The organism is Achromobacter sp. (genome assembly GCF_032102605.1).
Taxonomy (GTDB): domain Bacteria; phylum Pseudomonadota; class Gammaproteobacteria; order Burkholderiales; family Burkholderiaceae_B; genus Achromobacter.
The window spans coordinates 466,192-491,123 of the sequence record NZ_DAMDGT010000001.1; the positions used below are offsets into that span (position 1 = coordinate 466,192).

The 24,932-nt window shown below is 65.9% G+C and carries 22 protein-coding genes; 9 read left to right on the forward strand and 13 right to left on the reverse strand.

The annotated features are described in order from the left end of the window. Nucleotides 1-2 precede the first annotated feature (2 nt). The 9 genes from RT614_RS02170 to RT614_RS02210 all read left to right on the forward strand — a co-directional run bounded on the left by RT614_RS02170 (nucleotide 3) and on the right by RT614_RS02210 (nucleotide 13,415). A complete protein-coding gene (locus RT614_RS02170) occupies nucleotides 3-1,139 on the forward strand; it encodes a flagellar basal body P-ring protein FlgI (protein WP_313619954.1) in 1,137 nt (378 codons plus the stop codon). Nucleotides 1,140-1,144: 5 nt separating this feature from the next. Further along, the gene (gene flgJ, locus RT614_RS02175) at nucleotides 1,145-2,122 is read left to right on the forward strand and encodes a flagellar assembly peptidoglycan hydrolase FlgJ (RefSeq protein ID WP_313619955.1); all 978 of its coding nucleotides are present in this window, start codon (nucleotides 1,145-1,147) and stop codon (nucleotides 2,120-2,122) included. 73 nt (nucleotides 2,123-2,195) lie between these two features. Then, nucleotides 2,196-3,869: a flagellar hook-associated protein FlgK gene (gene flgK / locus RT614_RS02180; protein ID WP_313619956.1), complete on the forward strand. Its 1,674-nt coding sequence runs from the start codon at nucleotides 2,196-2,198 to the stop codon at nucleotides 3,867-3,869. Between the two features lie 47 nt (nucleotides 3,870-3,916). Continuing rightward, complete coding sequence (flgL, locus tag RT614_RS02185) at nucleotides 3,917-5,164, forward strand: flagellar hook-associated protein FlgL (RefSeq protein ID WP_313619957.1); 1,248 nt, start codon at nucleotides 3,917-3,919, stop codon at nucleotides 5,162-5,164. A gap of 140 nt (nucleotides 5,165-5,304) precedes the next feature. Continuing rightward, entirely contained in the window at nucleotides 5,305-7,164 is a 1,860-nt protein-coding gene (locus RT614_RS02190; protein ID WP_313619958.1) for a methyl-accepting chemotaxis protein, read from the forward strand. 101 nt (nucleotides 7,165-7,265) lie between these two features. After that, nucleotides 7,266-9,116, forward strand: a complete 1,851-nt coding sequence (locus tag RT614_RS02195) for a methyl-accepting chemotaxis protein (protein WP_313619960.1) — start codon at nucleotides 7,266-7,268, stop codon at nucleotides 9,114-9,116. Between the two features lie 29 nt (nucleotides 9,117-9,145). After that, a complete protein-coding gene (locus RT614_RS02200; RefSeq protein WP_313620639.1) occupies nucleotides 9,146-9,613 on the forward strand; it encodes a hypothetical protein in 468 nt (155 codons plus the stop codon). Nucleotides 9,614-9,748: 135 nt separating this feature from the next. Continuing rightward, nucleotides 9,749-11,473 carry a methyl-accepting chemotaxis protein gene (locus RT614_RS02205; RefSeq protein ID WP_313619961.1) on the forward strand — a complete coding sequence of 575 codons (1,725 nt, stop codon included), beginning with the start codon at nucleotides 9,749-9,751 and terminating at the stop codon, nucleotides 11,471-11,473. A 346-nt stretch (nucleotides 11,474-11,819) separates the two neighbouring features. Further along, on the forward strand, nucleotides 11,820-13,415 hold the full coding sequence (locus tag RT614_RS02210; protein ID WP_313619962.1) for a methyl-accepting chemotaxis protein: 1,596 nt from the start codon (nucleotides 11,820-11,822) through the stop codon (nucleotides 13,413-13,415). Between the two features lie 91 nt (nucleotides 13,416-13,506). Here RT614_RS02210 and fliR read toward each other — a convergent pair whose 3' ends face one another. From fliR to fliF, 13 genes are all read right to left on the reverse strand, one after another. Next, the gene (fliR, locus tag RT614_RS02215) at nucleotides 13,507-14,295 is read right to left on the reverse strand and encodes a flagellar biosynthetic protein FliR (RefSeq protein ID WP_313619963.1); all 789 of its coding nucleotides are present in this window, start codon (nucleotides 14,293-14,295) and stop codon (nucleotides 13,507-13,509) included. A gap of 35 nt (nucleotides 14,296-14,330) precedes the next feature. Then, nucleotides 14,331-14,600: a flagellar biosynthesis protein FliQ gene (fliQ, locus tag RT614_RS02220; RefSeq protein ID WP_313619965.1), complete on the reverse strand. Its 270-nt coding sequence runs from the start codon at nucleotides 14,598-14,600 to the stop codon at nucleotides 14,331-14,333. A gap of 19 nt (nucleotides 14,601-14,619) precedes the next feature. Further along, a complete protein-coding gene (gene fliP, locus RT614_RS02225) occupies nucleotides 14,620-15,411 on the reverse strand; it encodes a flagellar type III secretion system pore protein FliP (RefSeq protein ID WP_313619966.1) in 792 nt (263 codons plus the stop codon). A gap of 33 nt (nucleotides 15,412-15,444) precedes the next feature. Beyond that, nucleotides 15,445-15,768 carry a flagellar biosynthetic protein FliO gene (gene fliO, locus RT614_RS02230; RefSeq protein ID WP_313619967.1) on the reverse strand — a complete coding sequence of 108 codons (324 nt, stop codon included), beginning with the start codon at nucleotides 15,766-15,768 and terminating at the stop codon, nucleotides 15,445-15,447. A gap of 11 nt (nucleotides 15,769-15,779) precedes the next feature. Continuing rightward, nucleotides 15,780-16,325 carry a flagellar motor switch protein FliN gene (gene fliN / locus RT614_RS02235; protein ID WP_313619969.1) on the reverse strand — a complete coding sequence of 182 codons (546 nt, stop codon included), beginning with the start codon at nucleotides 16,323-16,325 and terminating at the stop codon, nucleotides 15,780-15,782. After that, nucleotides 16,318-17,331 carry a flagellar motor switch protein FliM gene (fliM, locus tag RT614_RS02240; RefSeq protein WP_313619970.1) on the reverse strand — a complete coding sequence of 338 codons (1,014 nt, stop codon included), beginning with the start codon at nucleotides 17,329-17,331 and terminating at the stop codon, nucleotides 16,318-16,320. The genes fliN and fliM overlap by 8 nt, the downstream gene beginning before the upstream one ends. A 2-nt stretch (nucleotides 17,332-17,333) precedes the next feature. Next, the gene (gene fliL, locus RT614_RS02245; protein ID WP_313619972.1) at nucleotides 17,334-17,948 is read right to left on the reverse strand and encodes a flagellar basal body-associated protein FliL; all 615 of its coding nucleotides are present in this window, start codon (nucleotides 17,946-17,948) and stop codon (nucleotides 17,334-17,336) included. Nucleotides 17,949-18,117: 169 nt separating this feature from the next. After that, on the reverse strand, nucleotides 18,118-19,494 hold the full coding sequence (locus tag RT614_RS02250; RefSeq protein ID WP_313619973.1) for a flagellar hook-length control protein FliK: 1,377 nt from the start codon (nucleotides 19,492-19,494) through the stop codon (nucleotides 18,118-18,120). A gap of 24 nt (nucleotides 19,495-19,518) precedes the next feature. Then, a complete protein-coding gene (fliJ, locus tag RT614_RS02255) occupies nucleotides 19,519-19,971 on the reverse strand; it encodes a flagellar export protein FliJ (RefSeq protein WP_313619975.1) in 453 nt (150 codons plus the stop codon). After that, nucleotides 19,964-21,475 (reverse strand): flagellar protein export ATPase FliI, encoded by a 1,512-nt coding sequence (fliI, locus tag RT614_RS02260; RefSeq protein ID WP_409558415.1) that lies wholly within the window; start codon nucleotides 21,473-21,475, stop codon nucleotides 19,964-19,966. The genes fliJ and fliI overlap by 8 nt, the downstream gene beginning before the upstream one ends. Continuing rightward, entirely contained in the window at nucleotides 21,472-22,215 is a 744-nt protein-coding gene (gene fliH / locus RT614_RS02265; protein WP_313619977.1) for a flagellar assembly protein FliH, read from the reverse strand. The genes fliI and fliH overlap by 4 nt, the downstream gene beginning before the upstream one ends. Next, nucleotides 22,208-23,218, reverse strand: a complete 1,011-nt coding sequence (gene fliG / locus RT614_RS02270) for a flagellar motor switch protein FliG (RefSeq protein ID WP_313619978.1) — start codon at nucleotides 23,216-23,218, stop codon at nucleotides 22,208-22,210. The genes fliH and fliG overlap by 8 nt, the downstream gene beginning before the upstream one ends. Next, nucleotides 23,208-24,884 carry a flagellar basal-body MS-ring/collar protein FliF gene (gene fliF, locus RT614_RS02275; protein WP_313619979.1) on the reverse strand — a complete coding sequence of 559 codons (1,677 nt, stop codon included), beginning with the start codon at nucleotides 24,882-24,884 and terminating at the stop codon, nucleotides 23,208-23,210. Before fliF ends, fliG begins: the two co-directional genes overlap by 11 nt. Nucleotides 24,885-24,932 lie beyond the last annotated feature (48 nt).

The window sequence follows — 24,932 nt, forward strand, 5'->3', positions numbered from 1 at the left end:
TCATGAAACAACCGACTCCGATATCCGCCTTGCTCTCTTTGTTGGCGCGGGTTTGCGTCTGCGTCGGACTGGCGGCTGGCGCTGGCGCGGCGCACGCCGAACGGCTCAAGGATCTGGCCAGCATCCAGGGCGTCCGCGGCAATCAGCTGATCGGCTATGGCCTCGTCGTGGGCCTGGACGGCAGCGGCGACCAGGTGCGCCAGACGCCGTTCACGCAGCAAAGCCTGACCAACATGCTGTCGCAGCTTGGCATCACCGTGCCGTCCGGCAGCAACATGCAGCTGAAGAACGTGGCGGCCGTCATGGTGACGACCACCTTGCCGGCGTTCGCCCGCCCCGGACAGACGCTGGACGTCGTGGTGTCTTCCATGGGCAACGCCAAGAGCCTGCGCGGCGGCACGCTGCTGATGACGCCGCTCAAGGGCGCCGACAGCCAGGTCTACGCCATTGCCCAGGGCAACATCCTGGTGGGCGGGGCAGGCGCCTCGTCCGGCGGTTCCAGCGTCCAGATCAACCAGTTGAACGGCGGCCGCATCAGCGCGGGCGCCATCGTCGAGCGCGGCGTGCCGACCACGTTCTCGCGCGACGGCTACATCCATGTCGAACTGAACAACACCGACTTCGGCACGGCCCAGAACGTCGCCACGGCCCTGAACCGCAAGTTCGGCCAGGGCACCGCCACGGCGCTGGACGGCCGTGTGATCCAGGTGCGCACGCCGATGGAGCTGGCCTCGCAGGCGCGTTTCATGTCGCAGGTCGAAGATCTGCAGGTCGCGCGCGCGCCCACCGTCGCCAAGGTCATCATCAACGCCCGCACGGGTTCCGTCGTCATGAACCGCACGGTCATGATCGAGGAAGCCGCGGTCGCGCACGGCAACCTGTCCGTCATCATCAATCGCCAGAACGAGGTCTTCCAGCCGGATACTCCCTTCACGCAAGGGCAGACCGTGGTGGTCCCCAATACGCAGATCGAAGTGCGCCAGGACAATGGCTCGCTGCAGCGCGTGAACACCAGCGCCAACCTGGCTGACGTGGTCAAGGGCCTGAATGCCCTGGGCGCCACGCCTCAGGACCTGCTGGCGATCCTGCAGGCGATGAAGACCGCGGGCGCCTTGCGCGCCGAACTGGAAATCATCTGACGGCCATGGCTTACACCAACGATGCGGCCCGCGGCGGCGCCCGGCAGGATTCGGTCTTCGACATGGGCCGCCTGTCGGACCTGAAGCGCGACGTCAAGAAGGATCCCGCGGGCACCGATCAGCAAAAGCAGGTGGCCAAGCAGTTCGAGGCGCTGTTCCTGCAGATGATGGTCAAGCGCATGCGCGAGGCCACGCCCAAGGAAGGCCTCTTTGACTCCCAGCAGACGCAGATGCTGCAGTCCATGGCGGACGAGCAACTGGCGCTGCACCTGGCTTCTCCCGGGATCGGGCTGTCGCAGGCCATTCTTGCCCAGATGCAGCAGGGCAAGCCCGGCGAGATGTCGGATGACGCGATCAAGAGCATCGGGCAGGGCGGCGACCTGGACTTCCGCACGGGCGGATCGCGCGAGGTTTCCGCGCTGCTGAACGTCATGCGCAACAACCGTCCCGCCGACCGCGCGCTTGCCGCGGCCGAGGGTGCGCCCGAACACGTCGTCGACTTCGTGTCGAAGATGGCGCGGGCGGCCAACCTGGCCTCGCAGCAAAGCGGCGTGCCGGCTCGCCTGATCATGGGTCAGGCGGCGCTGGAGTCCGGTTGGGGCCGGCGCGAAATCAAGCACGAGGACGGCAGCACCAGCTACAACCTGTTCGGCATCAAGGCGGGCTCCAGCTGGAAGGGCAAGGTCGTCAACGTGCTGACCACCGAATACGAGGATGGCGTCGCCAAGAAGGTGACGCAGCCTTTCCGTGCCTATGCGTCGTACGAGGAATCGTTCGCGGACTACGCCCGCCTGATCGGCAACAGCCCGCGCTACGAAGGCGTGACCACCGCCCGAAACGAGATCGAGGCGGCTCGTCGTATCCAGGACGCCGGCTATGCGACCGACCCGCGGTATGCGCAAAAACTGATCGGCATCATGGGCCAGCTTCGGGGCGCGGCCACCAGCGTGGAAAATTCGCGCCAGATGCTGGAAGGACTCTAAATTTGGGTGAGCTCCTGCCGTAAACGGGGTATCCAGAGATAACAGCTGCGGTTACATACGGGGCATTGTCAGCATGAATTTGTATAAAACGGCATTGGGTGGGTTGAACGCGGCGCAGGCTGGTCTGGCGACCACCGGCCACAACATCAACAATGCCACGACGGTCGGCTTCAACCGCCAACGCGTGATGGTTTCGACCGCGGGCGCCCAGGCAACCTCGAACGGCTACATTGGCCGCGGCGTCCAGGTGGACACCGTCGTGCGCAGCTACGACAGCTTCCTGTACAAGCAGCTGGTCGGCGCGCAGGGCAGCGGGGCGCAGTTGCAGGCCCAGCTGGACCAGGTCTCGCAGATCAACAACCTGTTTTCCGACCGCACTGTCGGCATCGCGCCGGGCCTGACCAATTTCTTCACCAGCATGAACACGGTGGCCAGCAAGCCGGCCGATCCCGCCGCGCGTGCCGACCTGATCGGCCAGGCGAACAGCTTGACGACGCAGATCCGTTCGGCCTACCAGGAAATGCAGAACCAGCGTGAAGGCCTGAACACGCAGATCAGCACCACGGTGGACCAGGTCAACAGCTACCTGACCCGCATCGACGACCTGAACCAGCAGATTTCGCTGGCGGCCGGCAAGGCGGGCGGCAGCCCCCCGAACGATCTGCTCGACCAGCGCGACCAGGCCGTCATGGAGCTGAACCAGCTCATCGGCATCACGACCTACGAGCAGGGCGACAAGATCAGCATTTCGCTCACGAAGGGCGGCCAGTCGCTGCTGTCGGGCAACACCATCTATCCGTTGCAAGCCGTGGCGTCGGCGTCCGACGCCGGTCGCACCGTCCTGGCCTACACGCTGCCGGCCGGCACGGGCAAGACCATCGCGGTCGAAATGAGCGACTCGGAGATCACCGGCGGCAAGCTGGGCGGCCTGCTGCAGTTCCGCGCGTCGTCCCTGGACGTCATGCAGAACCAGCTGGGCCAGATGGCCGTCGGCCTGGCGCTGTCGTTCAACAAGCAGCACAAGGAAGGCGTGGACCAGAACGGCAATGACGGCACCGACTTTTTCAGCATCGGCTCGCCGGAAGCCGTCCCGAACACGCAGAATAAGAGCAACGCGCAGATCACTGGTGAGTTCACCAACCCGGCGAACATCAACGCCAAGGACTACGAGATCTCGTTCGACGGCACCAATTATCAGGTCGTGCGCATGCCGGAAGGCTCACGGGTGTACAACGGCCCGGCCACGGGCACTCCGCCCACTGCTACGCTGAACCTCGATAGTGAAATGGGCGTGACGCTGACGATCAATGCGCCCCCGCAGGCCGGTGACAAGTGGTCGCTATCGCCCACACGCGACGCCGCCCGGGACATCAACGTCGCAATTACCGATCCTGAAAAGGTTGCCGCGGCCGACGCCGAAGGCGGCGACGCCAACGGCAAGAACGCCCTGAAGCTGGCGCAGCTGCAAACCGCCAAGGTCCTAGGCCACGGCACTATGAGTGTCACGGATATGTTCGCACGGGTGGTGAACACGGTGGGCGTCGAGACCCAACAGGTCAAGACGGCTGCGACCGCGCAGGTCAACCTTATCAAGCAGACCACCGCTGCCCAGCAAGCGGTATCTGGGGTCAACCTCAACGAAGAATACGTAAGCCTGTCGCTGTACCAGGAACAGTACCAGGCCAGCGCCCGCATCATTGATGTGGCCAGCACCATTTTCGACACACTGCTCGGCCTGCGCGGCTGATCGGATCGTTGAGCTGTGAATACTAAGAAGATTTTCGGAGCTGTGCCATGCGTTTGAGCACCACGATGATGTACACGAACGGCCTGAGCGGAGTGCTTGCTCAGGAATCCGATATGAATCGCCTGGTCGAACAGGTCGGTAGCGGACGCAAATTCCTGAGCCCTTCGGATGATCCTCTGGGTGCAGCGCTGTCAATCGGGGTTGCGCAAACGCAGAGCATCAATTCGACGTATGCGATGAACCGCCATACGGCAAACACCAATTTGGGCCAGGAAAGTAATGCTCTTGACGCTGTCAAGAATGCGCTGCAGGAGGCCCGCACCCGGGTCATTCAGGCGGGCGGCGTGTTATCTGATTCGGACCGCCAGACGCTGTCTACCGCGCTCAAAAGCACGCGTGAAGCACTGCTTGGGCTAGCGAATTCGACTGACGGGAACGGCCAGTATTTGTTCTCCGGCAATGACGGCAATGTCATGCCCTATACGAAGGACGCGGCCGGGAAGATTCAATACAGTGGCTCGGTGGGCGAACGCACCATACAAGTCGACCAGAGTCGCCAGCTTTCATCCAGCGATCTCGGAGTCGACATATTTGGTCGTGCGAATCCTGGCTCCCAGGGCTACGTAGCTTCTACACCGATCGGCAACGGGGGAACTGCGCAGTTTGGCGCGGTGTCGGTAACCCCGGGTAGCCCCAATCTCGGCATGAATTTTTCGGTCACTTTTGAGGCCGACGCGACGGGAGCTATAGGGTATCGGGTGACGACGACCGACGCCACTGGAAACAATCCCGTCACCGTACCGGATCCACTATCCCAGCCTGCGACGCCCTACGTATCCGGGTCGGTAATTGATTTCGGCGGTGTCTCTGTGGCGGTCTCCGGCGACCCCAAGGCTGGCGACGTCGTTGACGTTGAAAGCGTGCAGTCCACCGATATGGACATTTTCGCCACGCTGGACGATCTGATATCCACTTTGGATGCGCCCAGCAGCGGGGATCCTGTAGCGACGGCTCGCTTGAATAATGCCCTGGCGACGGCAAACAAGAAGATGTCGAATACGTACGACAACGTCTTGACCGTGACGGCATCGGTGGGCGCTCGCATGAACGAGCTGGATGCGCTCGACGCAACTGGCACTCAGAAGGGCTTGTCGTATTCCAAGTCCCTGTCTGATTTGGAGGATTTGGATTACTACTCCGCCGCGAGCCAGCTTGCGCTGCGCCAGGTGGCGCTGCAGGCAGCTTCGGCGGCTTTCATGACCATCCAGGGGTCCAGCCTGTTCAGCCGCAAGTAATGCGGCAGGTTCCAGCGCTGCGCCCATGAGGGCGCCGCGCGTGGCGCACGACTCGGACGCTGCTGGCCAAAGGCCAGGGCGTCCGTAGTGCGTGTTGGGTAGTTAGTGTCGTTTTTCGTTGCTTAACGCTCGGATATTTCATGCTCGGTAATTTGAAAGTTCGCACCTGTATCATTCTGGTGCTGTTGCTCTTCACTGGCGCCATGTTCATTTCGAACGGGGTGGCGTGGATGGGTTTGAACTCCAGCAACGACAAGCTGGAACGCGTCAACGCCGCCTACTCCAACCAGGCTACGCAACTGCATCGCGCGTACAACGCCTACCTGCGCGGACGGCTGCTGCTTGCGACCTCGCTGATGGACATGCAGCAAGGCAAGACCGAGCAATCCAACTCGCAGGCCAAGCGCGCCGACGCCCTGATGCTGGAAGGCAGCAAGTCGCTGGACGCATTCCGCAAGGCGCCCCGCATGGCTGGCTCCGAAGAGCTGGTTCAGAAGATGGAAGCGGCCTACCGTCAGTTCGACGACGTCTACAAGCGCCAGGCCGCCGCGCTGGCCAATCTGGCGATCCAGGACTACCTGGACCTGAACGACGCCGGCAGCGCCGCCAACACCGCATTCCGCGAAGCCGTCAACAACGTGCTGCAGTTCGTCGACACCCGCACCGACGAGCTCGTCGTGCAGGCCGAGACCGACCACAACATCTCGCGCACGGTCACGATCGTGCTGCTGGCCATTGCCCTGGTGCTGGCGGTGGGCTGCTGGCTGTTCATCAGCCGCACCGTGCTGCGTCCGCTGCACGAAGCGGGCGACCATTTCGAAAAGATCTCCGCCGGCGATTTCACCGGCCGCATCGAAGTGCGCAGCACGAACGAAATCGGCCATCTGTTCGGCGCGATCAAGCGCATGCAGGAAAGCCTGACGCGCACCGTGGCTTCGGTGCGTCGCGGCGTGGAAGAGATCAACCTGGGTTCGCGTGAGATTTCCGCGGGCAATACGGACCTGTCCAGCCGTACCGAGCAGCAGGCTGCCTCGCTGGAGGAAACCGCCGCGTCGATGGAGCAACTGGCCTCGACCGTGAAGCAGAACGCCGACAACGCACGCCAGGCCAACCAGCTTGCGGCCAGCGCGTCGGACGTGGCCGAGCGCGGCGGTTCGGCGGTGTCGGAAGTCGTCAATACGATGCAGGAAATCTCGGCCAGCTCGCGCAAGATTTCCGAAATCGTGTCGGTCATCGACGGCATTGCGTTCCAGACCAACATCCTGGCGCTGAACGCGGCGGTGGAAGCCGCCCGCGCAGGCGAGCAGGGCAAGGGCTTTGCAGTGGTGGCGGGCGAAGTGCGCTCGCTGGCGCAGCGCAGCGCCCAGGCGGCCAAGGAAATCAAGGGCCTGATCGAGGACTCGGTGACCAAGGTCGGCGCCGGTTCGCAGCAGGTGGAACGCGCAGGTTCGACGATGCAGGAGATCGTGGCGTCGGTGAAGCGCGTGACGGACATCATGGGCGAGATCTCGGCGGCGTCCGAAGAGCAGTCCAGCGGCATCGACCAGGTGAACCGCGCGGTGTCGCAGATGGACGAAGTGACGCAGCAGAACGCGGCGCTGGTGGAAGAGGCCGCGGCCGCAGCCGGCTCGCTGCAGGAACAGGCGCAGCGCCTGGCCGAAGCCGTGTCCGTGTTCAAGATCAACGCAGGCGAAGTCATCGAAGTGCCGGCGCGCCAATTGGCGCAACAGCGCAGCGCGCCGCGCATGCCGGCCCCGCAGGCGCCTCGGGCGGAAGAAGAAGCCGTCCAGCCGGCCGCGCAAGCCGAGCCGGCGCCGAAGGCAGCAGCCGCACCCCGCATTGCCCACGTCGCCCGGCCCAAGCCGGTCGGCGCCACCGCCGCGCGCCCGCTGCGCCGGCCCGCCCCGCGCGCGGCCGAACCGTCGGACGCCGCGTCGGCGGCCAAGCCCGCGGCCACCCGCCGCCCGCCGCCTTCGGACGACGATTGGGAGTCTTTCTGACGGAGCGATCCGCCAGCGCATTGAACAGGCAGTAGAGGAACCCCCCTTTTACGGTCCGGCGGCCAAGGAGCGCCGCCGGGACGACTACCGGAACTACGGAAATGTTTAGCAATCTGAAGGTGCGCACCGGCTTGATGCTTGCCCAATTGGCAGTAGCACTGGCCGCGCTCGTTGCCATCGTCCTGGGCTGGAACAGCATGCAGTCCAACGCCCGGGCGATCAACGCTTTGGATAGTCTCAGCGTCCAGCAGAGCAATCTGATCAAGGACGCCTATACGCAGATGCTGCGCGCAACCATCCGGGCGGACATCGCCGCCGCCCAGCGCGCTGCGGGGGATACCAACGGCGCCGCCGAGAATTCGCGCACCGTGCAGCAGCTGGTCGCGGACGCCAAGAAGAAGATGGAAACCTTCAAGGGCATTCCGAAGTCCACCGAGATCGGAAAGACTTCGGGAGGCGCCCTGATTTCCGCGTTCAACGACTTCGCCGGTTCCTTGCAAAGCATGATGGACGCCCTGGACAAGGGCGATTCCGCTACGTACCTGTCGCTGAAGAACACGAAGGCGGGCGCCGCCAGCGGCCTGTTCTTCAAGCAGCTTGGCGAATTCGCCGGCAACATCAATTCCTACAGCGAAGAAATGGTGTCGTCGTCGCGCGCCCAGGCGGCGACGATAGCCTATGTCTACATCGCGCTTGCGGTGCTGATCCTGGCGGTTTCGCTGGGCGCCTTCCTGTTCATGAACCGCGTCGTCCTGCGTCCGCTGCGCGCCGTGAGCGACAGCTTCGACAAGATTGCCGGCGGCGACCTGACCGTGCGCGTGGACGTCAACTCCACCAACGAAATCGGCGTGCTGATGGCAGCAGTCAAGCGCATGCAGGAAAGCCTGGCTCGCACCGTGGCCACCGTGCGCCGCGGCGTGGACGAGATCAACGTGGGTTCGCGCGAGATCTCCTCGGGCAACTCCGACCTGTCCAGCCGCACCGAAGAGCAGGCAGCCTCGCTGGAGGAAACCGCGGCGTCGATGGAGCAACTGGCCTCGACCGTGAAGCAGAACGCCGACAATGCCCGCCAGGCCAATCAGCTTGCGGCCAGCGCGTCGGACGTGGCCGAGCGCGGCGGTTCGGCGGTGTCGGAAGTCGTCAATACGATGCAGGAAATCTCGGCCAGCTCGCGCAAGATTTCCGAAATCGTGTCGGTCATCGACGGCATTGCGTTCCAGACCAACATCCTGGCGCTGAACGCGGCGGTGGAAGCCGCCCGCGCAGGCGAGCAGGGCAAGGGCTTTGCAGTGGTGGCGGGCGAAGTGCGCTCGCTGGCGCAGCGCAGCGCCCAGGCGGCCAAGGAAATCAAGGGCCTGATCGAGGACTCGGTGACCAAGGTCGGCGCCGGTTCGCAGCAGGTGGAACGCGCAGGTTCGACGATGCAGGAGATCGTGGCGTCGGTGAAGCGCGTGACGGACATCATGGGCGAGATCTCGGCGGCGTCCGAAGAGCAGTCCAGCGGCATCGACCAGGTGAACCGCGCGGTGTCGCAGATGGACGAAGTGACGCAGCAGAACGCGGCGCTGGTGGAAGAGGCCGCGGCCGCAGCCGGCTCGCTGCAGGAACAGGCGCAGCGCCTGGCCGAAGCCGTGTCCGTGTTCAAGATCAACGCAGGCGAAGTCATCGAAGTGCCGGCGCGCCAGTTGGCGCAGCAGCATCGCCCGGCGGCTCGTGTGGCCGCTCCGGCGCCGGCTTCCGCGCCGGCGGCGTCGGCGCCCAAGGCGGCGCCCGCGGTGCGCCTGACGCACGCCCCGCGCGCCAAGGCGGAACCGGCCGAGGGCGCCTCGACGGTGCGTCCGCCGCGCCGTCCGGCGCCGCGTCCGGCGGCTGCGGCACAGACTCAATCGAAGCCCGCACCGGCGGCCAGCCGCCGGCAGGCGCCTTCGGACGACGATTGGGAATCTTTCTGACGCCGGCGTCGCCGGCAAATGGGCAGGGTATGCGAGGTTATCTACATCTTCTAGCGACGGCCGCGATTGCGGCCTTTCTCGCTGGCTGCGCGGCGACGGGTCACAATTTCGACCCGAGCAAGCTGTCGACCCTGACACCCGGGCAGACAACCCTGGAAGAGGCCTCGCGGGCGCTGACTGCCCCGCCGGCCCAACGATTCAAACAGAGCGACGGCACCTTGCTGGCGCTTTGGTCCTTCAAGATCACCTTTGTCACGGACGGCCTGTACAGCCGTAAGGAAGCCCTGCTGCAGTTCGGTCCGGATGGCCGGCTGATGCGGCTCGTCGACAGCACCAATATTCTGCTGGAACCTTGGGAACGCCAGAAATTGCTGGGACCTGCTCCCGCGCCTGAACTGAATCAGGCGTGGACGCAACCCACGACGGAACCCGAGGTGCAAACCATCTACATACCTGGACCGGGCGAACCGGCCGGTCTGGCGCCTCAGGGCAAATAGCCCTGTAGTTCAGTAGGAACATTGCGGCGCAAGCCGCAATGTACGTCGCCCCGACGTGTAGGCCCCGTGTAACAGGGCGTGTCCAGGGGTGGTTTTTTATTTGGTCAGAGTAGTTCCTGAGGGATGGGGAAATAAATGGAAGCGAGTCTCGAATCCGGTGCAAAAGCCGGCAAGGCCGGCAAGAAGAAAGCCGCGCGCGCACCCAAGGTCAAGCGCAAACTGAGGCTGCGTGATGCCCGCGTTGGCACGATGCTGCTGTGGGTGATGGCGTTCTTCGCGTTGCTGATCGCCGCGGTGGGGGGCCTGGCCACCTACTTCCTGCAGAGCAACTATGAATCGATCCGCGAGGTCAATGCGCTCACCGAGCGCGCCAAGCAGGTCGAGATCATCAATAGCGACATGTTGCGCGCTCGCGTAAGCCTGATGGTCGCGGCGCGCCACCTTCAGGAGTCCGGCTGGGGCAGCGGCGAGAATTCGGCACGTGACGCGGCCGCGGCGCTCAAGGGCGCGACGGATCTGCTGACCGGCGTGCGCAGCCGCTTCGCCGACTTCCAGAAGAACATGCTCGAGGACGACACTGGCCGCCAGCTGTCGATGAACCTCGTGCGCCGCTACCGCTCGTACATCGACGACGGCGTGGACACGATGGTGGAAGCCCTGCGCAGCGAAGACTATTCGACGTTCTATATGGTGAACAACGAATACGGCACGCCGCGTAGCGCCGCCTTCATCGAGGCGATCAACCAGTTCGGCAAGTACATCGCCGACCAGCAGCAAGAGACGATCGATCAGGCCGAAGCGAACTTCAACCTGGCCATGATCGCCGTGGGCATTGCGGTCGGACTGGCGCTGCTGCTGATGGTGCTTGCCCGCATCCTTTTCGGCCGCTTGGTGGTGCGCCCCTTGGTCGAGGCAGGGCAGCACTTCGACAAGATCGCCGCCGGCGACCTGACCAGCCGCGTGGAAGTGCGTTCGCACAACGAAATCGGCCAGCTGTTCGCGGCGCTCAAGCGCATGCAGGAAAGCCTGACCCGCACGGTGTCGACCGTGCGCCGGGGCGTGGACGAGATCACGGTGGGTTCGAGCGAAATCTCCGCCGGCAACACGGACCTGTCCAGCCGCACCGAAGAGCAGGCGGCCTCGCTTGAGGAAACCGCGGCCTCGATGGAAGAACTGGCGTCCACCGTGAAGCAGAACGCCGACAATGCGCGCCAGGCCAATCAGCTTGCGGCCAGCGCATCGGACGTGGCGGAGCGCGGCGGTTCGGCGGTGTCGGAAGTGGTGAACACCATGGAAGGCATTTCGGCCAGCTCGCGCAAGATCTCCGAGATCGTGTCCGTTATTGACGGCATTGCGTTCCAGACCAACATCCTGGCGCTGAACGCGGCGGTGGAAGCCGCCCGCGCAGGCGAGCAGGGCAAGGGCTTTGCAGTGGTGGCGGGCGAAGTGCGCTCGCTGGCGCAGCGCAGCGCCCAGGCGGCCAAGGAAATCAAGGGCCTGATCGAGGACTCGGTGACCAAGGTCGGCGCCGGTTCGCAGCAGGTGGAACGCGCAGGTTCGACGATGCAGGAGATCGTGGCGTCGGTGAAGCGCGTGACGGACATCATGGGCGAGATCTCGGCGGCGTCCGAAGAGCAGTCCAGCGGCATCGACCAGGTGAACCGCGCGGTGTCGCAGATGGACGAAGTGACGCAGCAGAACGCGGCGTTGGTTGAAGAGGCCGCGGCCGCGGCCGGTTCGCTGCAGGAACAGGCCCAGCGCCTGGCCGAAGCCGTGGCGGTGTTCAAGATCAACACGGGCGAAGTCATCGAAGTGCCCGCGCACCAGCTCGGTGGCTACTCTGCGCCGACCCTGAACTGATCATCAAGACCCCGGGCCGCGCCCGATTCCGCACAAGCGGGGTCGGGCGCGGCCTTTTTTTCGTGCCGTGAACTTGCCGATGGGACGCCTGCAGGCGCGCCGCAGGTCTTTATGCAATTCAGTTATTAAGGATGGCGCATCGGTCATAAGCACGTTAAGTTTTCTGCAATGTGACCGTTAATAACAATAGCGCCCGTTTTTGGGCGGAAAACACAGGGTTCGATGGCGGTCCGCGCGTGGCGGGCGCCAGACGAAACGGGCGGGAGCGGGTCGATGCGGGGCGTCGGGTCCGGTTTGTGCGCCGTTGTTCCTCTGCAGTCCTACACGTTGTAATCGGAGACAGATCGTGCGCGTCAACCTACCCATCACTGATGTGGAAACCAAGCTGCGCGAGGATCAGTACCTGATCTCCCGCACGGACAGCAAGGGTCGAATCGTCTACGCCAACCCCGCTTTCGTCGAAGTCAGCGGTTTCTCCCGCGACGAACTCATCGGCAAGCCGCACAACGTCGTCCGCCATCCCGACATGCCGCCGGAAGCCTACGCGGATCTTTGGGAGACGCTGGAATCCGGTGAATCCTGGTTGGGCGTGGTCAAGAACCGGCGCAAGGACGGCGGCTATTACTGGGTGCTGGCCAACGCCACGCCGATCGTCGAGAACGGCGAAGTCGTGGCCTATTCGTCGGTGCGCGTGCGGCCGTCGGAAGAACAGATCGAAATGGCCGAGGCGCTTTATGCGCGCATGCGGGAGGGCACGGCCAAGGGCGTGCGCATCCTGCGCGGCCGACCGGTGCGCGCTGGCTGGCGCCGCGGCCTGGACGTGCTGGCGTTTCCTTTCCGGCGCGGCGTGCGCAGCCGCATGTTGCGCCATGCGATGGTGTCTGCCGGTATCGTCGCCGCAGCCGGAGCCTACGGCCTGCACGCCAACTGGTCCGGCCTGAGCACGTGGGGCGCCGCGGTGGGTTGCGGCGCCATCGCGCTGGGCGTGGTGGCCATCTTCGCGATGGGATGGAGCCTGTCGCGGTCCTTGCTGGAACCGATGCTCGACGCCGCGAACATGGCGCGCCAGGTCGCCGCCGGCAACCTCACCACGCAGATCGTGCCGGAATCGGACGACGAAGTGGGCAGCCTGAAGTTCTCGTTGGAAGTCATGCGCAAGAGCCTGATCGGCATTGCCCAGGACGTCTATCGCGGCATCGAAGGCACCACGCATGCCGCGGTGCATATCGCGCGCGGCAACCAGGAACTGGCGGGGCGGACGGAAGGACAGGCGGCCTCGCTGCAGCAGACCGCCGCCAGCATGCAGCAACTGACCTCTACCGTGCGCCAGAACGCCGACAACGCCCGGCAGGCGAACGAGCTGGCGGCCAGCAGCATGGACGTGGCCCGTCGCGGCGGCGTGGCCGTGGGACAGGTCGTCAATACCATGCACGGCATTTCGGACAGCTCCCGCAAGATTGCCGACATCGTCACCATCATCGAAGGCATTGCCTTCCAGACCAACATCCTGGCGCTCAACGCCGCGGTCGAGGCCGCGCGGGCAGGCGAGTCCGGCAAGGGCTTCGCGGTGGTGGCGGGCGAGGTGCGCAGCCTCGCGCAAAAGAGCGCGCAGGCCGCCAAGGAGGTCAAGGGCCTGATCGAGGATTCGGTGGACCGCGTCACGGAAGGTTCGGCGCAGGCGGAGCAGGCCGGCGCGACCATGCAGGAGATCGTGGCGGCGGTGCATCGCGTCACCGACATCATCGGCGAGATCTCGCGCGCCTCGCAGGAGCAGTCCACCGGCATCGAACAGGTGGATACCGCCGTGTCCCAGATGGACGTGATGACGGTGCAGAACACGGCCCTGGTGCAGGAACTTGGCGGCGCGGTGACGCAGCTTGGCAACCAGTCGGGCTCGCTGCGTGAAACCATCCGCGTGTTCCGCGTGGTGGGGCAGTCGTAGCAGCGAGTATTCCTCGGGCAATGGAAAACGGCCGCGATTGCGGCCGTTTTCGTATGTGCGGGATCCTGGTCCGGCGGGCTGCTGGCTTCTTCTAACGGCCCGCCAGCGCGTCGACCACCCGGCTCATGGCCGAGAGGCCCGATTCGAACAGCGATTCCAGGAAGGGGCCCGAATGCGGCAGCACGACCGCCAGCACGGTCACGCCGATGATGAGCGTGACGGGAAAGCCCACGGAGAAGACGGACAATTGCTGGGCCGCGCGGTTCAGGATGCCCATGGCCAGGTTGATGGTCAGCAAGGCGCAGATCAACGGCAGGGCCAGCAGCAGCCCGGACACGAACACGGTCTTGCCCCATTCCACCACGGTGCCCCAGCCGTTCTGGTGAAGCTGGATCATGGCGATGGGCAGGGTGTCGAAGGACCGCACCAGCGCGGCCAGGACCAGCAGGTGCCCGTCGAGCGCCAGGAACGTCAGCATCGCGACGATGTTGAACATGCGCGACAGCACCGCGGTGTTGGCGCCCGAGCTGGGATCGAAGAAGGACGCGAACGACAGGCCCATTTGCAGGCCGACGAATTCACCGGCGGTCTGCACGGCCGCGAACACCAGGCGCATGGTGAAGCCCATCGCGATGCCGATCAGCACCTGCTGCATCACCATCCACAAGCCGGCGAAGGATCCGGGCGAGACGGGCGGCATGGGGTCCAGCGCCGGGCTGATGGCCACGGCCAGAACGAACGACAGGCCCACCTTGACCTTGACGGGAATCAGCGATTCCGAGAACAGCGGGGCGGTTCCCACCAGCGCCAGAATACGCACGAACGGCCAGAGGAACTGGCCGATCCAGCTGTTGAGCTGTTCGAGCGTAAAGGAGATCATGGCGGGAAAATCGGGCGGCCGGCGGCGGGCGCCGCTCAGGACACCAGCATGGGAATCTGGCCGATGAGCTGCCGGATGAAGTCGACCATGACGCCGATCAGCCACGGGCCCAGCAGCACGAGCACGCCGCACATGGCCAGCAGCTTCGGGATGAAGGACAGCGTCATTTCGTTGATCTGCGTGGCGGCCTGGAAAATGCTGATGACAAGGCCGACGACCAAGGTGACGAGCAGGAGGGGACCCGCCATCGCCAGGACGATCTTCATCGCCTGGTAGGTCATGGTCATGACGGTTTCGGCGGTCATGGCGATTCTCCTCCAGGCGTTATTGGTAGAAGCTCTGGGCCAGCGAGCCCATGAGCAGGTTCCAGCCGTCAGCCAGCACGAACAGCATCAGCTTGAAGGGCAGCGCCACCGTGACGGGCGGCACCATCATCATGCCCAGCGCCATCAGCACGCTGGCCACGACCAGGTCGATGATCAGGAACGGAATGAAGATCGTGAAGCCGATCTGGAACGCGGTTTTCAGTTCGCTGGTGATGAAGGCGGGCACCAGGATGCGCATGGGCACCTGCGACGGATCTTCCAGCGCGGGCTGCTTGGCCAGGTTGGCGAACAGCGCCAGGTCGTTTTCGCGCGTCTGGTGCAGCATGAACGTACGCAGCGGACCCGCGGCGCGTTCCACCGCGGCCTCGAACTGGATGGAACCCTCGGACAGCGGCTTGTAGGCGTCGGTGTAGATCTTGTCGAACACCGGGGACATCGTATAGAAGGTCAGGAACAACGCCAGGCCGATCAGCACGTGGTTGGGCGGCGACATGGCCGTGCCCATGGCGCTGCGCAGCAGCCCCAGCACGATGATGATGCGGGTGAAGCCGGTCATCATCAGCAACGCCGCCGGCAGGAACGACAGCGACGTCATCAGCAGCATGGTCTGCATGCTGAGCGAATACGTCTGCGAGCCATCGGCGCCCGGCGTGGCGGTCAGCGCGGGCAGCGTGGCCTGGGCCACGACGCCGGCCGGAAAGAACGCCAGGCCCAGGACCGCGGCGGCGGCCAGCAGGGGCAGCGCGCGGTGGCCGGCGCGGGCGGAAGTCGTGCTGGTGGGCAAACTCATGGGTATCGCTTGAATCGCGCCGCGGCAAAAGCCCTAGCGGCGCTTGAGGGCCTGGCCCAGCTTTGCCGCGAAGGCGGCCGTGGGCAGAGGCGAACCCTCCGGCAACTGGCCGGCGGGCAGGGTATGCAGGGTAGTGAGCTGGTTCGGGCCAACGCCCACCACCAGCCAGGTGTCTTCGATTTCAACGACGACGACGCTCTGGCGCGGACCGACCGGCAGGCTGGCGACCTGGCGCAGCAGGTTGCCGCCGCCGCGTTGCATCAGTCCGGCGCGCTTGGCCAGCCACGCCGAAACCAGGATGGCGGCCACCACCAGCACGAGGCCGATGATGACGCGCAGCAGGGCAGGTTCGGTCATGGCGCCAGGCTTCAACGACGATTGTTCAAGCGGTTGATCCGCTCGGACGGGGTGATGATGTCGGTCAGGCGGATGCCGTACTTTTCTTCGACGACCACGACTTCGCCCTGGGCGATCAGGTAGCCGTTGACGAAGATATCCATCGGTTCGCCGGCCAGGCCGTCGAGCTCGACCACGGAACCCTGGCCCAGTTGCAGCAGGTTCTTGATGGTCAGGCGGGTGCGGCCCAGTTCAACCGTCAGCTGGACGGGCACGTCCATGATCAGGTCGATGTCGGTGCCCGCGCCGGTGGCGGTGCCAGCCAGCGGCTTGAATACCGATTGCGACGCCGATTGCGCGGCGGGTGCGGCCGGTGCAGCGGCCGGAGCCGGCGCCGGAGCGGCGGCCGCGGCGGGCGGCGTGGCGGCGGTCTGTTCAGCCATCGCGGCGGCCCAGTCGTCCTGCGGCTTCAGACCGTCGGCTTGCGTGGGCGGGTTGGCGCGGGATTGTTCGGCGAGCGCGTCGGCCCAGTCGTCGGCCGGGGACGAGCCAGTGCCGGGCTCGTTCTTGTCAGTCATGGTCAGAGGCCTCGTTGGGTTCTGTATCGTGGGTAAACAGGTTCTGTACGCGCAAGGCGTATTGGCCGTTGAAGACGCCGTAGCCGCATTCCATCAGCGGCACGCCGTCGACGTGGGCGATGACGGTTTCAGGCACGTCGACCGGAAGGACGTCGCCGACCTTCAGGCCCATCAGCTCGCGGATCGACGAGGGGATGCGCGCAAATTCGGCGACCACGTCGATGTCGGCGCTGCGCACCTGGCGGGAAAGCTGCTGCGACCAGCGCTGGTCGACCTCTTCGAGCGTGGTCTCCTGCAGCGGACGCGTCAGGAGATCGCGCACCGGCTCGATCATGGAGTAGGGCAGGCAGATGTTCAGGTCGCCGCCGGTCGCGCCGAATTCGATGTGGAACGAGGTGACGACCACCACTTCATTGTTGCCGGTGATGCTGGCGAACTTGGTGTGCATCTCCGAGCGTACGTATTCGAACTCGATCGGATAGACGGGGTCCCAGGACTTGCCGTAGCTTTCCAGGGTCAGATTGAGCAGGCGCCGGATGATGCGCTGTTCGGTGGTGGTGAAGTCCCGGCCTTCGACCCGCGTGTGGTAGCGGCCATCGCCGCCGAACAGGCTGTCGATGACCAGGAACACCAGGTTCGGGTCATACGTGAAGAGCGCCGTGCCGCGCAGCGGCTTCATCTGAATCATGTTCAGATTGCTGGGCACGGGCAGGTTGCGTTCGAAGTCCGCGTACTTCTGGATCTTGATGGATCCAACGGTGATGTCGGCGCTGCGGCGCATGAAGTTCAGGAGCACGTTGCGCATGTTGCGCGCAAAGCGCTCGTTGATGAGCTCCAGCGTCTGCATGCGGCGGCGAACGACCCGCTCGGGCGAGCTCAGGTCATAGGCGCGCGCACCCGCGTTCGTGACATCGGACTCTGTCTTGCCACCGCTATCGCTCTCGCCGGTGACGCCGGCGAGCAGCGCATCGACTTCGTCCTGCGAAAGAAATGCCTCGTAGGCCATGCTTATTGCACCACGAACGCCGTGAACAGCACGTCGGTGACATACTGGCCGTCAGGAATGGGCGAGAAGGGACGATTGACCGCCTGCTTGATGGCGGCAACCATGTCGTTCTTGCCCTGCAGCGTCTGAACGCCGGTGGGCGATTGCGAAGACAGCACCATCAGGATGCGGCTGCGCACTTCGGGCATGTACTTTTCCAGGCGCGTGCGGGTCTGTTCGTCGCTCACGCGCAGCGTCAGGCCGACGTGCATGATGCGTTCCGTGTCCGCGTTCTGCAGCGTGACCGTGAAGGCTTCGATCGGAACGAAGATCGGCGCGGGCACGGCGATGGGGGTGGCGGACGGCGCGACGAAGGTCGTCGGCGTGGATTGCGAACCTTGCCCTGCCGGCCCCGCCTGACCTGCCTGGCCGGCGGGCGCCTGGCCGACGCCCAGCTGCACCGGTGCGCCGCCTTGCGGTTGCTGCAAGCGCTGGGTGATGAACCAGGTCGCGCCCGCACTGGCTGCCGCAACGATCAGCAGCACCAGGATCGCCAGCAGCGGGCGAAGGATACGGCCGATGCCGCCGGAGGTTGTCGCGCCCCGCGCTGGCGCGGGAATGGGTTTGATAGTCGCCATCTGGATATCGATGCGTGTTTGCCGCTGGTGAAAACGGATTCTTGGTGGATGAAAGCATTCTGCCCGAAATCCCGCCGCCGCTTGGAGGCGAAAAACAGGGCGAAAGCCGCGTATCTCAAGCTATTGCTGCACTGCCCGCATCCGTTGCCGGACCCGGGCCGCTCACTCATTACGCGAACGTGTCGACCAGCGCGCTGGGGTTGCGCGCCACCGCCACGGCAGGCTGCGCCAGGTCGGCCGCGCCGTCCGCGCCGGAAGCCCCGCCGCCATGCTGGCGTTGAGATCCGCTGCCGCTCTGTTGCGCGAATTCCTGCTGCGCGGCCTGTTCGCCCACGCTAGTCTGTCCCAGCGAGATGCCGGCCTGGGCAAGCGCCTGCTGCAGCTGCGGGATCGCAACTTCGAGGGCTTGCCGCACCGATGCGTGCGCGGACACGAACGAGGCGCTGGCCACGCCGTCCGACAGGTTCAGGCTGACGCGCAGCGGACCCAGGTCGGGCGGGTCCAGCCGCAGTTCGGCCGTCTGCACGCCATGGCGCGCGTTGCTGCTCATCATGACCATCTGCTGGCCGAGTTCGGTGCCCCAGTGGGTGGCGCCGACGGGCGAGGCGACCTGCAGCACGAGCGGCACCACGGGCTGCGCGATCGCAGCCTGGTTGGCCACCGGCGCGGCCTGGCGCTGCGTGGCGGCGGCAAGCGCCTGAGCCAGCGCGTCCTGTGCGGACGCGCCGTGTTGCGGAGCCTGGAATTGCGGCGCCGGGCTGGCCAGGAGCGCGGCCTGCTCGTCGTCGGCGGTTGCCTCGGCGGGCAGCGCGGGCGCAGGCTCGGCAGCCTGGCGCGCGTCGCGCGCGACACGCGGCAGCGGCAGTTCGGGCGCTGCGCGTGGGGCTTCGGCCTTCGCGGCCAGCTTGGGGTCGACGGGTGCTTCGGCGACCGGCGCGGAGCCCGGTTTGACGGCGGCGGTGACCACCGGCAATGCGGCCTGCGCGTCGCGCGTTGCCTGCGCAAGGGCGGCCTGGGCCTGTTCGGCGGTGGCGGCGACCGGCATCTGCGGAAGCTGGGCGGCGGTGTCGGTCGCATTCAGAGCGGCCGTCAGCACGGCTGCGCCGCTGCTCATTGCGGTGGCTGCGGCGGCGGCGTTGCCGCGGGCGAGCTGGACCTGTTCGGCGGCCTGGGCGGCGATTTCCAGCGCCTGCTGCGGCAGCACGACCGGCGTTACGGGTTGCTGCGCGGCGGCGACGGCCAGCGCGCCGGCTTCCGCCTGGGCGGCCGTCTGCACGGCGTCATCGATCGCGCCGGCGGCCGCGCCTTCCGCGGTGCTGGCCGAATTGTCCGCGTCATTGCCCTTGGACGGGGTCTTGGCGCCGCCGTTGGCGGGACGCGAGTCGGCGGCCTGGTTCGGCTTCTGCTGCGAAGGGCGTTGCTGGGCCAGCACGTCCGAGAAGGACGGACCCTTCTTGTCGGACTGCGCGGACTTGGCGCCGAGCGCATCGGCGATCGACGTCTGTGCGACGGGCGCGATCGTGGGCAGGGGCAGGGGAGCGGTCATCTTTGGCTTCCTGTTAGGTATTGCTTAATGCATGCCGCCGGCCTGGCGCTGGACCAGGCGGGCGGAGTATTCGTCGTTCGCGCGCTGTTCGCGGCGGGACTCCACCAGCGCCTGGGCGCGCAGTTCGCGCTGCGCCAGGGCGTCGTAGGAGTTGAGTTTGCGTTTTTCCTGCTGCCAGTAGAGGCGCCCCTTCGACAGGTTCTCTTCGGCCTGGCGGAGCACGCCTTGCTGCTGGCCGATCGCGTCGTCCAGCGTGCCGATGAAGCGCTGATAGTTGTGGCAGTCGCTGGCCGCCATGCCGCTCGTCATGGACTGCTGCAGGCGTTCAAGGTAGTCCTGGCGGTAGTCGTGCAGCATGGACAGCTGGCGTTCCGCATTGCTGCGTTCGGCCGTAAGCCGGCCCAGGAGGCGCGCGGCTTCATCCGTGCTTTCCTTGGCCAGGTTGATCAGCATGTCCAGGGGCAATTGGCTAGGCATAGGTGTCCCGTGATTCGAAACTGGCTCGCAGCTGGTTGACGGCGTCTTCATAGCCGACGTTTTCGCCGATGTCCTGTTGCAGGAAGGCTTCCAGGCGCGGATAGCGCGCAATGGCGTCATCCAGCTGCGGGTCGTTGCCGGCGGCGTAGGCGCCGACGGCGATAAGGTCGCGGTTGCGCTGGTAACGCGACAGGCTTTGCTTGAAGCGGCGCACGATCGAAAACTGCTGCGGCGTGATCAGCGACGTCATGGCGCGCGAGATCGACGCTTCGATGTCGATGGCGGGGTAGTGGCCCGCTTCGGCCAGGTGGCGCGACAGCACGACGTGGCCGTCCAGGATCGCGCGCGCCGAGTCGGCGATGGGATCCTGCTGGTCGTCGCCTTCGGCCAGCACGGTGTAGAACGCCGTGATGGAGCCGGCCTTGCCCGACGGACCGGGCGCGCCCATGCCGGCCCGCTCGACCAGCGTGGGCAGCTTGGCGAACACCGACGGCGGATAGCCTTTGGTCGCGGGCGGTTCGCCGATGGCCAGCGCGATTTCGCGCTGAGCCATCGCGTAGCGGGTCAGCGAGTCCATGATCAGCAGCACGTCCAGCCCCTGGTCGCGGAAATGCTCGGCCAGGCGGGTGGCGTAGGCGGCGCCCTGCAAACGCAGCAGCGCCGACACGTCGGCGGGGGCAGCCACCACCACCGAGCGCGCCAGGCCTTCGGGGCCCAGGTTGTGTTCGATGAATTCCTTGACTTCTCGGCCCCGTTCGCCGATCAGGCCGACGACAATCACGTCGGCCTTGGTGTAGCGGGCCATCATGCCGAGCAGCACGCTCTTGCCGACGCCCGAGCCTGCGAACAGGCCCATGCGCTGGCCGCGGCCGACGGTCAACAGGCCGTTGATGGCGCGCACGCCGGTGTCCAGCACCGTATCGATGGGCGCGCGCGACAGCGGGTTGATGGGTTGGGCGGACAGCGGCGCGAGTTCGGCGCCCGTCAGCGGGCCAAGTCCGTCCAGCGGACGGCCGGCGCCGTCCAGCACGCGGCCCAGCAGGGCGTTGCCGACCGGCAGGTGGCGGCCCAGCTGGGGCTTGGCGTTGCCGTTCAGTTCGGCCTTGCGCGGCAGCGGGATCTGGCGCTGCACGGGCGGTTCGCCGGGCACGACGCGCGCGCCGGGCGGCAGGCCGGAGATGTCGGCCTGGGGCATCAGGTACAGCGTGTGGCCGTCGAAACCGACGACTTCGGCATCGGCCCAGTGGTCATGGCCGCGGGCGATTTCAATGCGGGCGGCGGCGCCCACCGGCAGGCGCAGGCCGGTCGCGTGCAGCACCAGGCCCGTGGCGCGCGTGACCTTGCCGCTGACCAGCCACGGATCGGTGGACGCGGCGCGGATCGAGCCGATCTGCAACTGCGTCTGCCAGCGGTCCAGCACGGGCGCGGTCGGCGCAGCGGCGGGCGATGCCGGCGCGGACGCCGCGGCTTGGTCAGGTTGCGGGTGGGCGGCGGCGGCGTTCACACCGGCTCCTCCCAGGATGCATTGCGGCCGAGCGAGGCGGCCACACGGCGCCAGCGGGTCTGCAAGGTGGCGTCGATGTCGCCGAAAGGCGTCTCGGCGCGGCAGCCGCCGCGCGCGACGGACTCATCGGCCAGGACGCGCCAGTGGCCTTCCTTCAGTTCGTCGGCCAGGTGCAGGCGGATGAGCTCGATGTCGTCCGGATTCGCCCACAGACGCATCTGGCCGCCGGCGGTCGGGTTGATGTGCAGCACATCGCGCACCGCGTTGACGACCGATTCAGGCTGTTCGGACAGGGTGGTGCGCACGACTTGCTGCGCAATGTCCAGGGCCAGGGTCAGCAGACTCTGGCCCATCTTTTCTTCCAGCGAGCCGATCGAGACGGCGCAGGCTTCCACCAGGGCGTGCAGGCGCTGGGCTTCCGCGGCGCCCTGTTCGCGGCCCTGGGCCAGGCCTTCGGCAAAACCGGCTTCGCGGCCGGCGGCCAGTCCGGCTTCGTACCCGGATTGTTGGCCGGCCTCGAGGCCTTCAGCACGGCCGCGCGCCAATCCTTCCTTGTGGCCTTTTGCGATCGCCTCGGCGCGCAGCTGCGCCATCACCACGGCGGGATCGGGGCCCGGATCGGGTTCGGGCTCGGGCTCGACTTCGACGGGCGCCGGCTCGTCGAACGACAGCATCTGCCAGCGCCGCCAGGCGGCGCTGCGCGAGATGAGCGTCGTCGCGCCGTGGTCCGCTTCAGACATACGCGTCGTCTCCGGAATTGCCCAGCACGATCTGGCCGCTTTCGGCCAGGCGGCGGGCGATCTGGAGAATCTTCTTCTGTTCGGTCTCGACCTTCGACATGCGGATCGGGCCCTGCGCTTCCAGGTCTTCGCGCAGCATTTCGGCCGCACGGCTGGACATGTTGCGCAGGAACTTGGCGCGCAGCTCTTCCTGGGCGCCCTTGAGCGCGACCATGAGCGTGTCGTTGTCGATTTCCTTGAGGATGAGCTGAATGGCGCGATCCTCGACGTCGAGCAGGTTGTCGAAGACGAACATCTCGTCGATGATCTTCTGCGCCAGGTCGTTGTCGCGTTCGCGCAGGCTGGCGACCACGGTTTCTTCCTGGGTCGAATTCATCATGTTCAGGATCTCGGCCGCGGTGCGCACGCCGCCCATCTTGCTGCGCTTGGCGCCCTGGCCGGCCAGCACGGAATTCAGCACTTCGGTCAGTTCCGACAGCGCCGCGGGCTGCACGCCGCCGAAGGTGGCGATGCGCAGCATCACGTCGTTGCGCAGGCGGTCGGTCAACAGCGCCAGCACGCCCGCCGCGCGGTCGCGCTCCAGGTGCACCAGGATGGTCGCGATGATCTGCGGGTGTTCGTCGCCGATCAGTTCGGCCACGGTGTTCGGATCCAGCCAGTTCAGCGCGTCGATGCCGCTGCCGCCGTCGCCGGCTTCCAGGATGTCCTCTATCAGGCCGGCAGCGCGGTCGCTGCCCAGCGCCTTGGTCAGCACGGTGCGGATGTAGTCGTCCGAGCCCAGCGTCACGGCCATGAACTGATCGGCTTCCTGGCGGAACTCTTCCAGCACGACGGCGACGTCGTTGCGCGTGACCTGCTTCAGGCTGGCCATCGCGCCGCCGACCTGCTGGACTTCACGCGCGCTGAGGTACTTGAAGACCTCGGCCGCGGCGTCTTCGCCCAGCGACATCATGAGGACGGCGCTGCGCGTCATGCCGTCCATGGGTTGGGAATCATTTTTCATCTTTGTTCATCCAGGTGCGCAGGACCATTGCGACAGCGCGCGGATCCTTGTTGGCCATGGTGCGGGCGCGCTCCAGGTTGTCCTGGTAGCGGTCCGTTTCCTTGGCGCGGGCCAGATCCTGGGCCTCGCGCGCGGCTTCTGCGCGCTCGGCTTCGGCCACTTCGGGGTCGACCGCCGGGTACAGGTATTCGGTGACGCTGCGGCGCAGCTTGCGGTACAGCCACAGGGCCAGCACGCCGCCCACCAGCCACGCCAGGATCGTCTTGAACAGCGAGATCATTTCCGGATCACGCCACATCGGCACCGGCGGGGGGCCATCGTTGAACTGGCTGTTCACCAGGTTCAGCGAGTCGCCGCGCGCTTCGGAATAGCCCATGGCTTCGCGAACCAGGTTGGTGAGCTTGCTCAGTTCTTCCGGCGGCAGGGCCTGCAGTTCGCCGTCCTTGTCGCGGACGTAGTTCACGACGACCGCCACCGACATGCGCTTGAGATTGCCCACCGGCTGCTTGATGTGGCTGATCGTGCGGTCCACTTCGTAGTTCGTGGTCGCGTCGCGGCGTTCGTTCAGGTTCGTGGCCGGGGTTTGGGTGCCCGCCTGCTGTTGCTGCTGCTGTTGCTGCGCGTTGGCCGGCTGCTGGGGCTGGCCGGGGCGGGGCGGCTGGGGCTGCGGCGGATTGGCGATCGGCGCCTGCGCGTTGTTGGGGGCCTGGTTCGACAGCGCGCCGGGCACGCCTTGGGCCGGGCCCACGCCACGCTGGGTGGAATCGCTGGTCTGCTGGCTGCGCACGGCGGCCTGGCCCGGTTCCTGGTTGGGACGGTAGACCTCGGACGTTTCTTCGCGGCGCGAGAAATCGATGTCGGCGCTGGCCTGCGCGTGCACGTTGCCGGGGCCGACCAGGGGATTCAGGATGGTGAGGATGCGCTCGACGGTGCGCTGTTCCATTTCGCGCACGAAGCGCAGCTGGTCGGCGTCCATGCCGCGGCCTTCGCCCAGCGGGGCGGACAGCAGGCGGCCATTCTGGTCGACGATGGACACGCTTTCAGCGGTCAGTTCCGGCACGCTGGAAGCCACCAGCCAGGAAATCGCCGAAACCTGGGCGTCGCTGAGGCTGCGGCCGGGATACAGGTTAAGCAGCACCGACGCGGTGGGCGCCTGGCGCTCACGCACGAACAGCGACTGGCGCGGCATGGCCAGGTGCACACGTGCATGCTGCACGGTGTTCATGGCTTCGATCGACCGTGCCAGTTCGCCTTCCAGTCCGCGCTGGTAGTTGATCTGTTCGGCGAACTGGCTGGCGCCGAAGCGGGCGTTGTCCATCAGCTCGAAGCCGACGGAGCCGCCGCGGGGCAGGCCTTGCGATGCCAGTTGCAGCCGGGCGTCGTAGACGCGGTCGGCGGGAACGAGCAGGGCGGTGCCGTTCTCGTTGTAACGGTAGGGCACGTTCATCGTGCCCAGGGCCGTCACAATGGCGCCGCCATCGCGATCGTCCAGGTTCGAGAACAGGACCTTGTATTTCGGTTCGCTGCTCCACATGGCCACGGCGACGATGACCGCCACCAGGGCTGCTGCGGCGCCGAGCAGAACGGGCTTGGGAAGCGCCCGGACCCGTTCCAGCACGGGGAACTTGGCCAGAAGCGACGAGCTCAGGGTAGCCTGCTGATTCATTGACGGCTCCCGCTGGCTTCGCGGAGCAAGGAAAATGACTTCATGTCT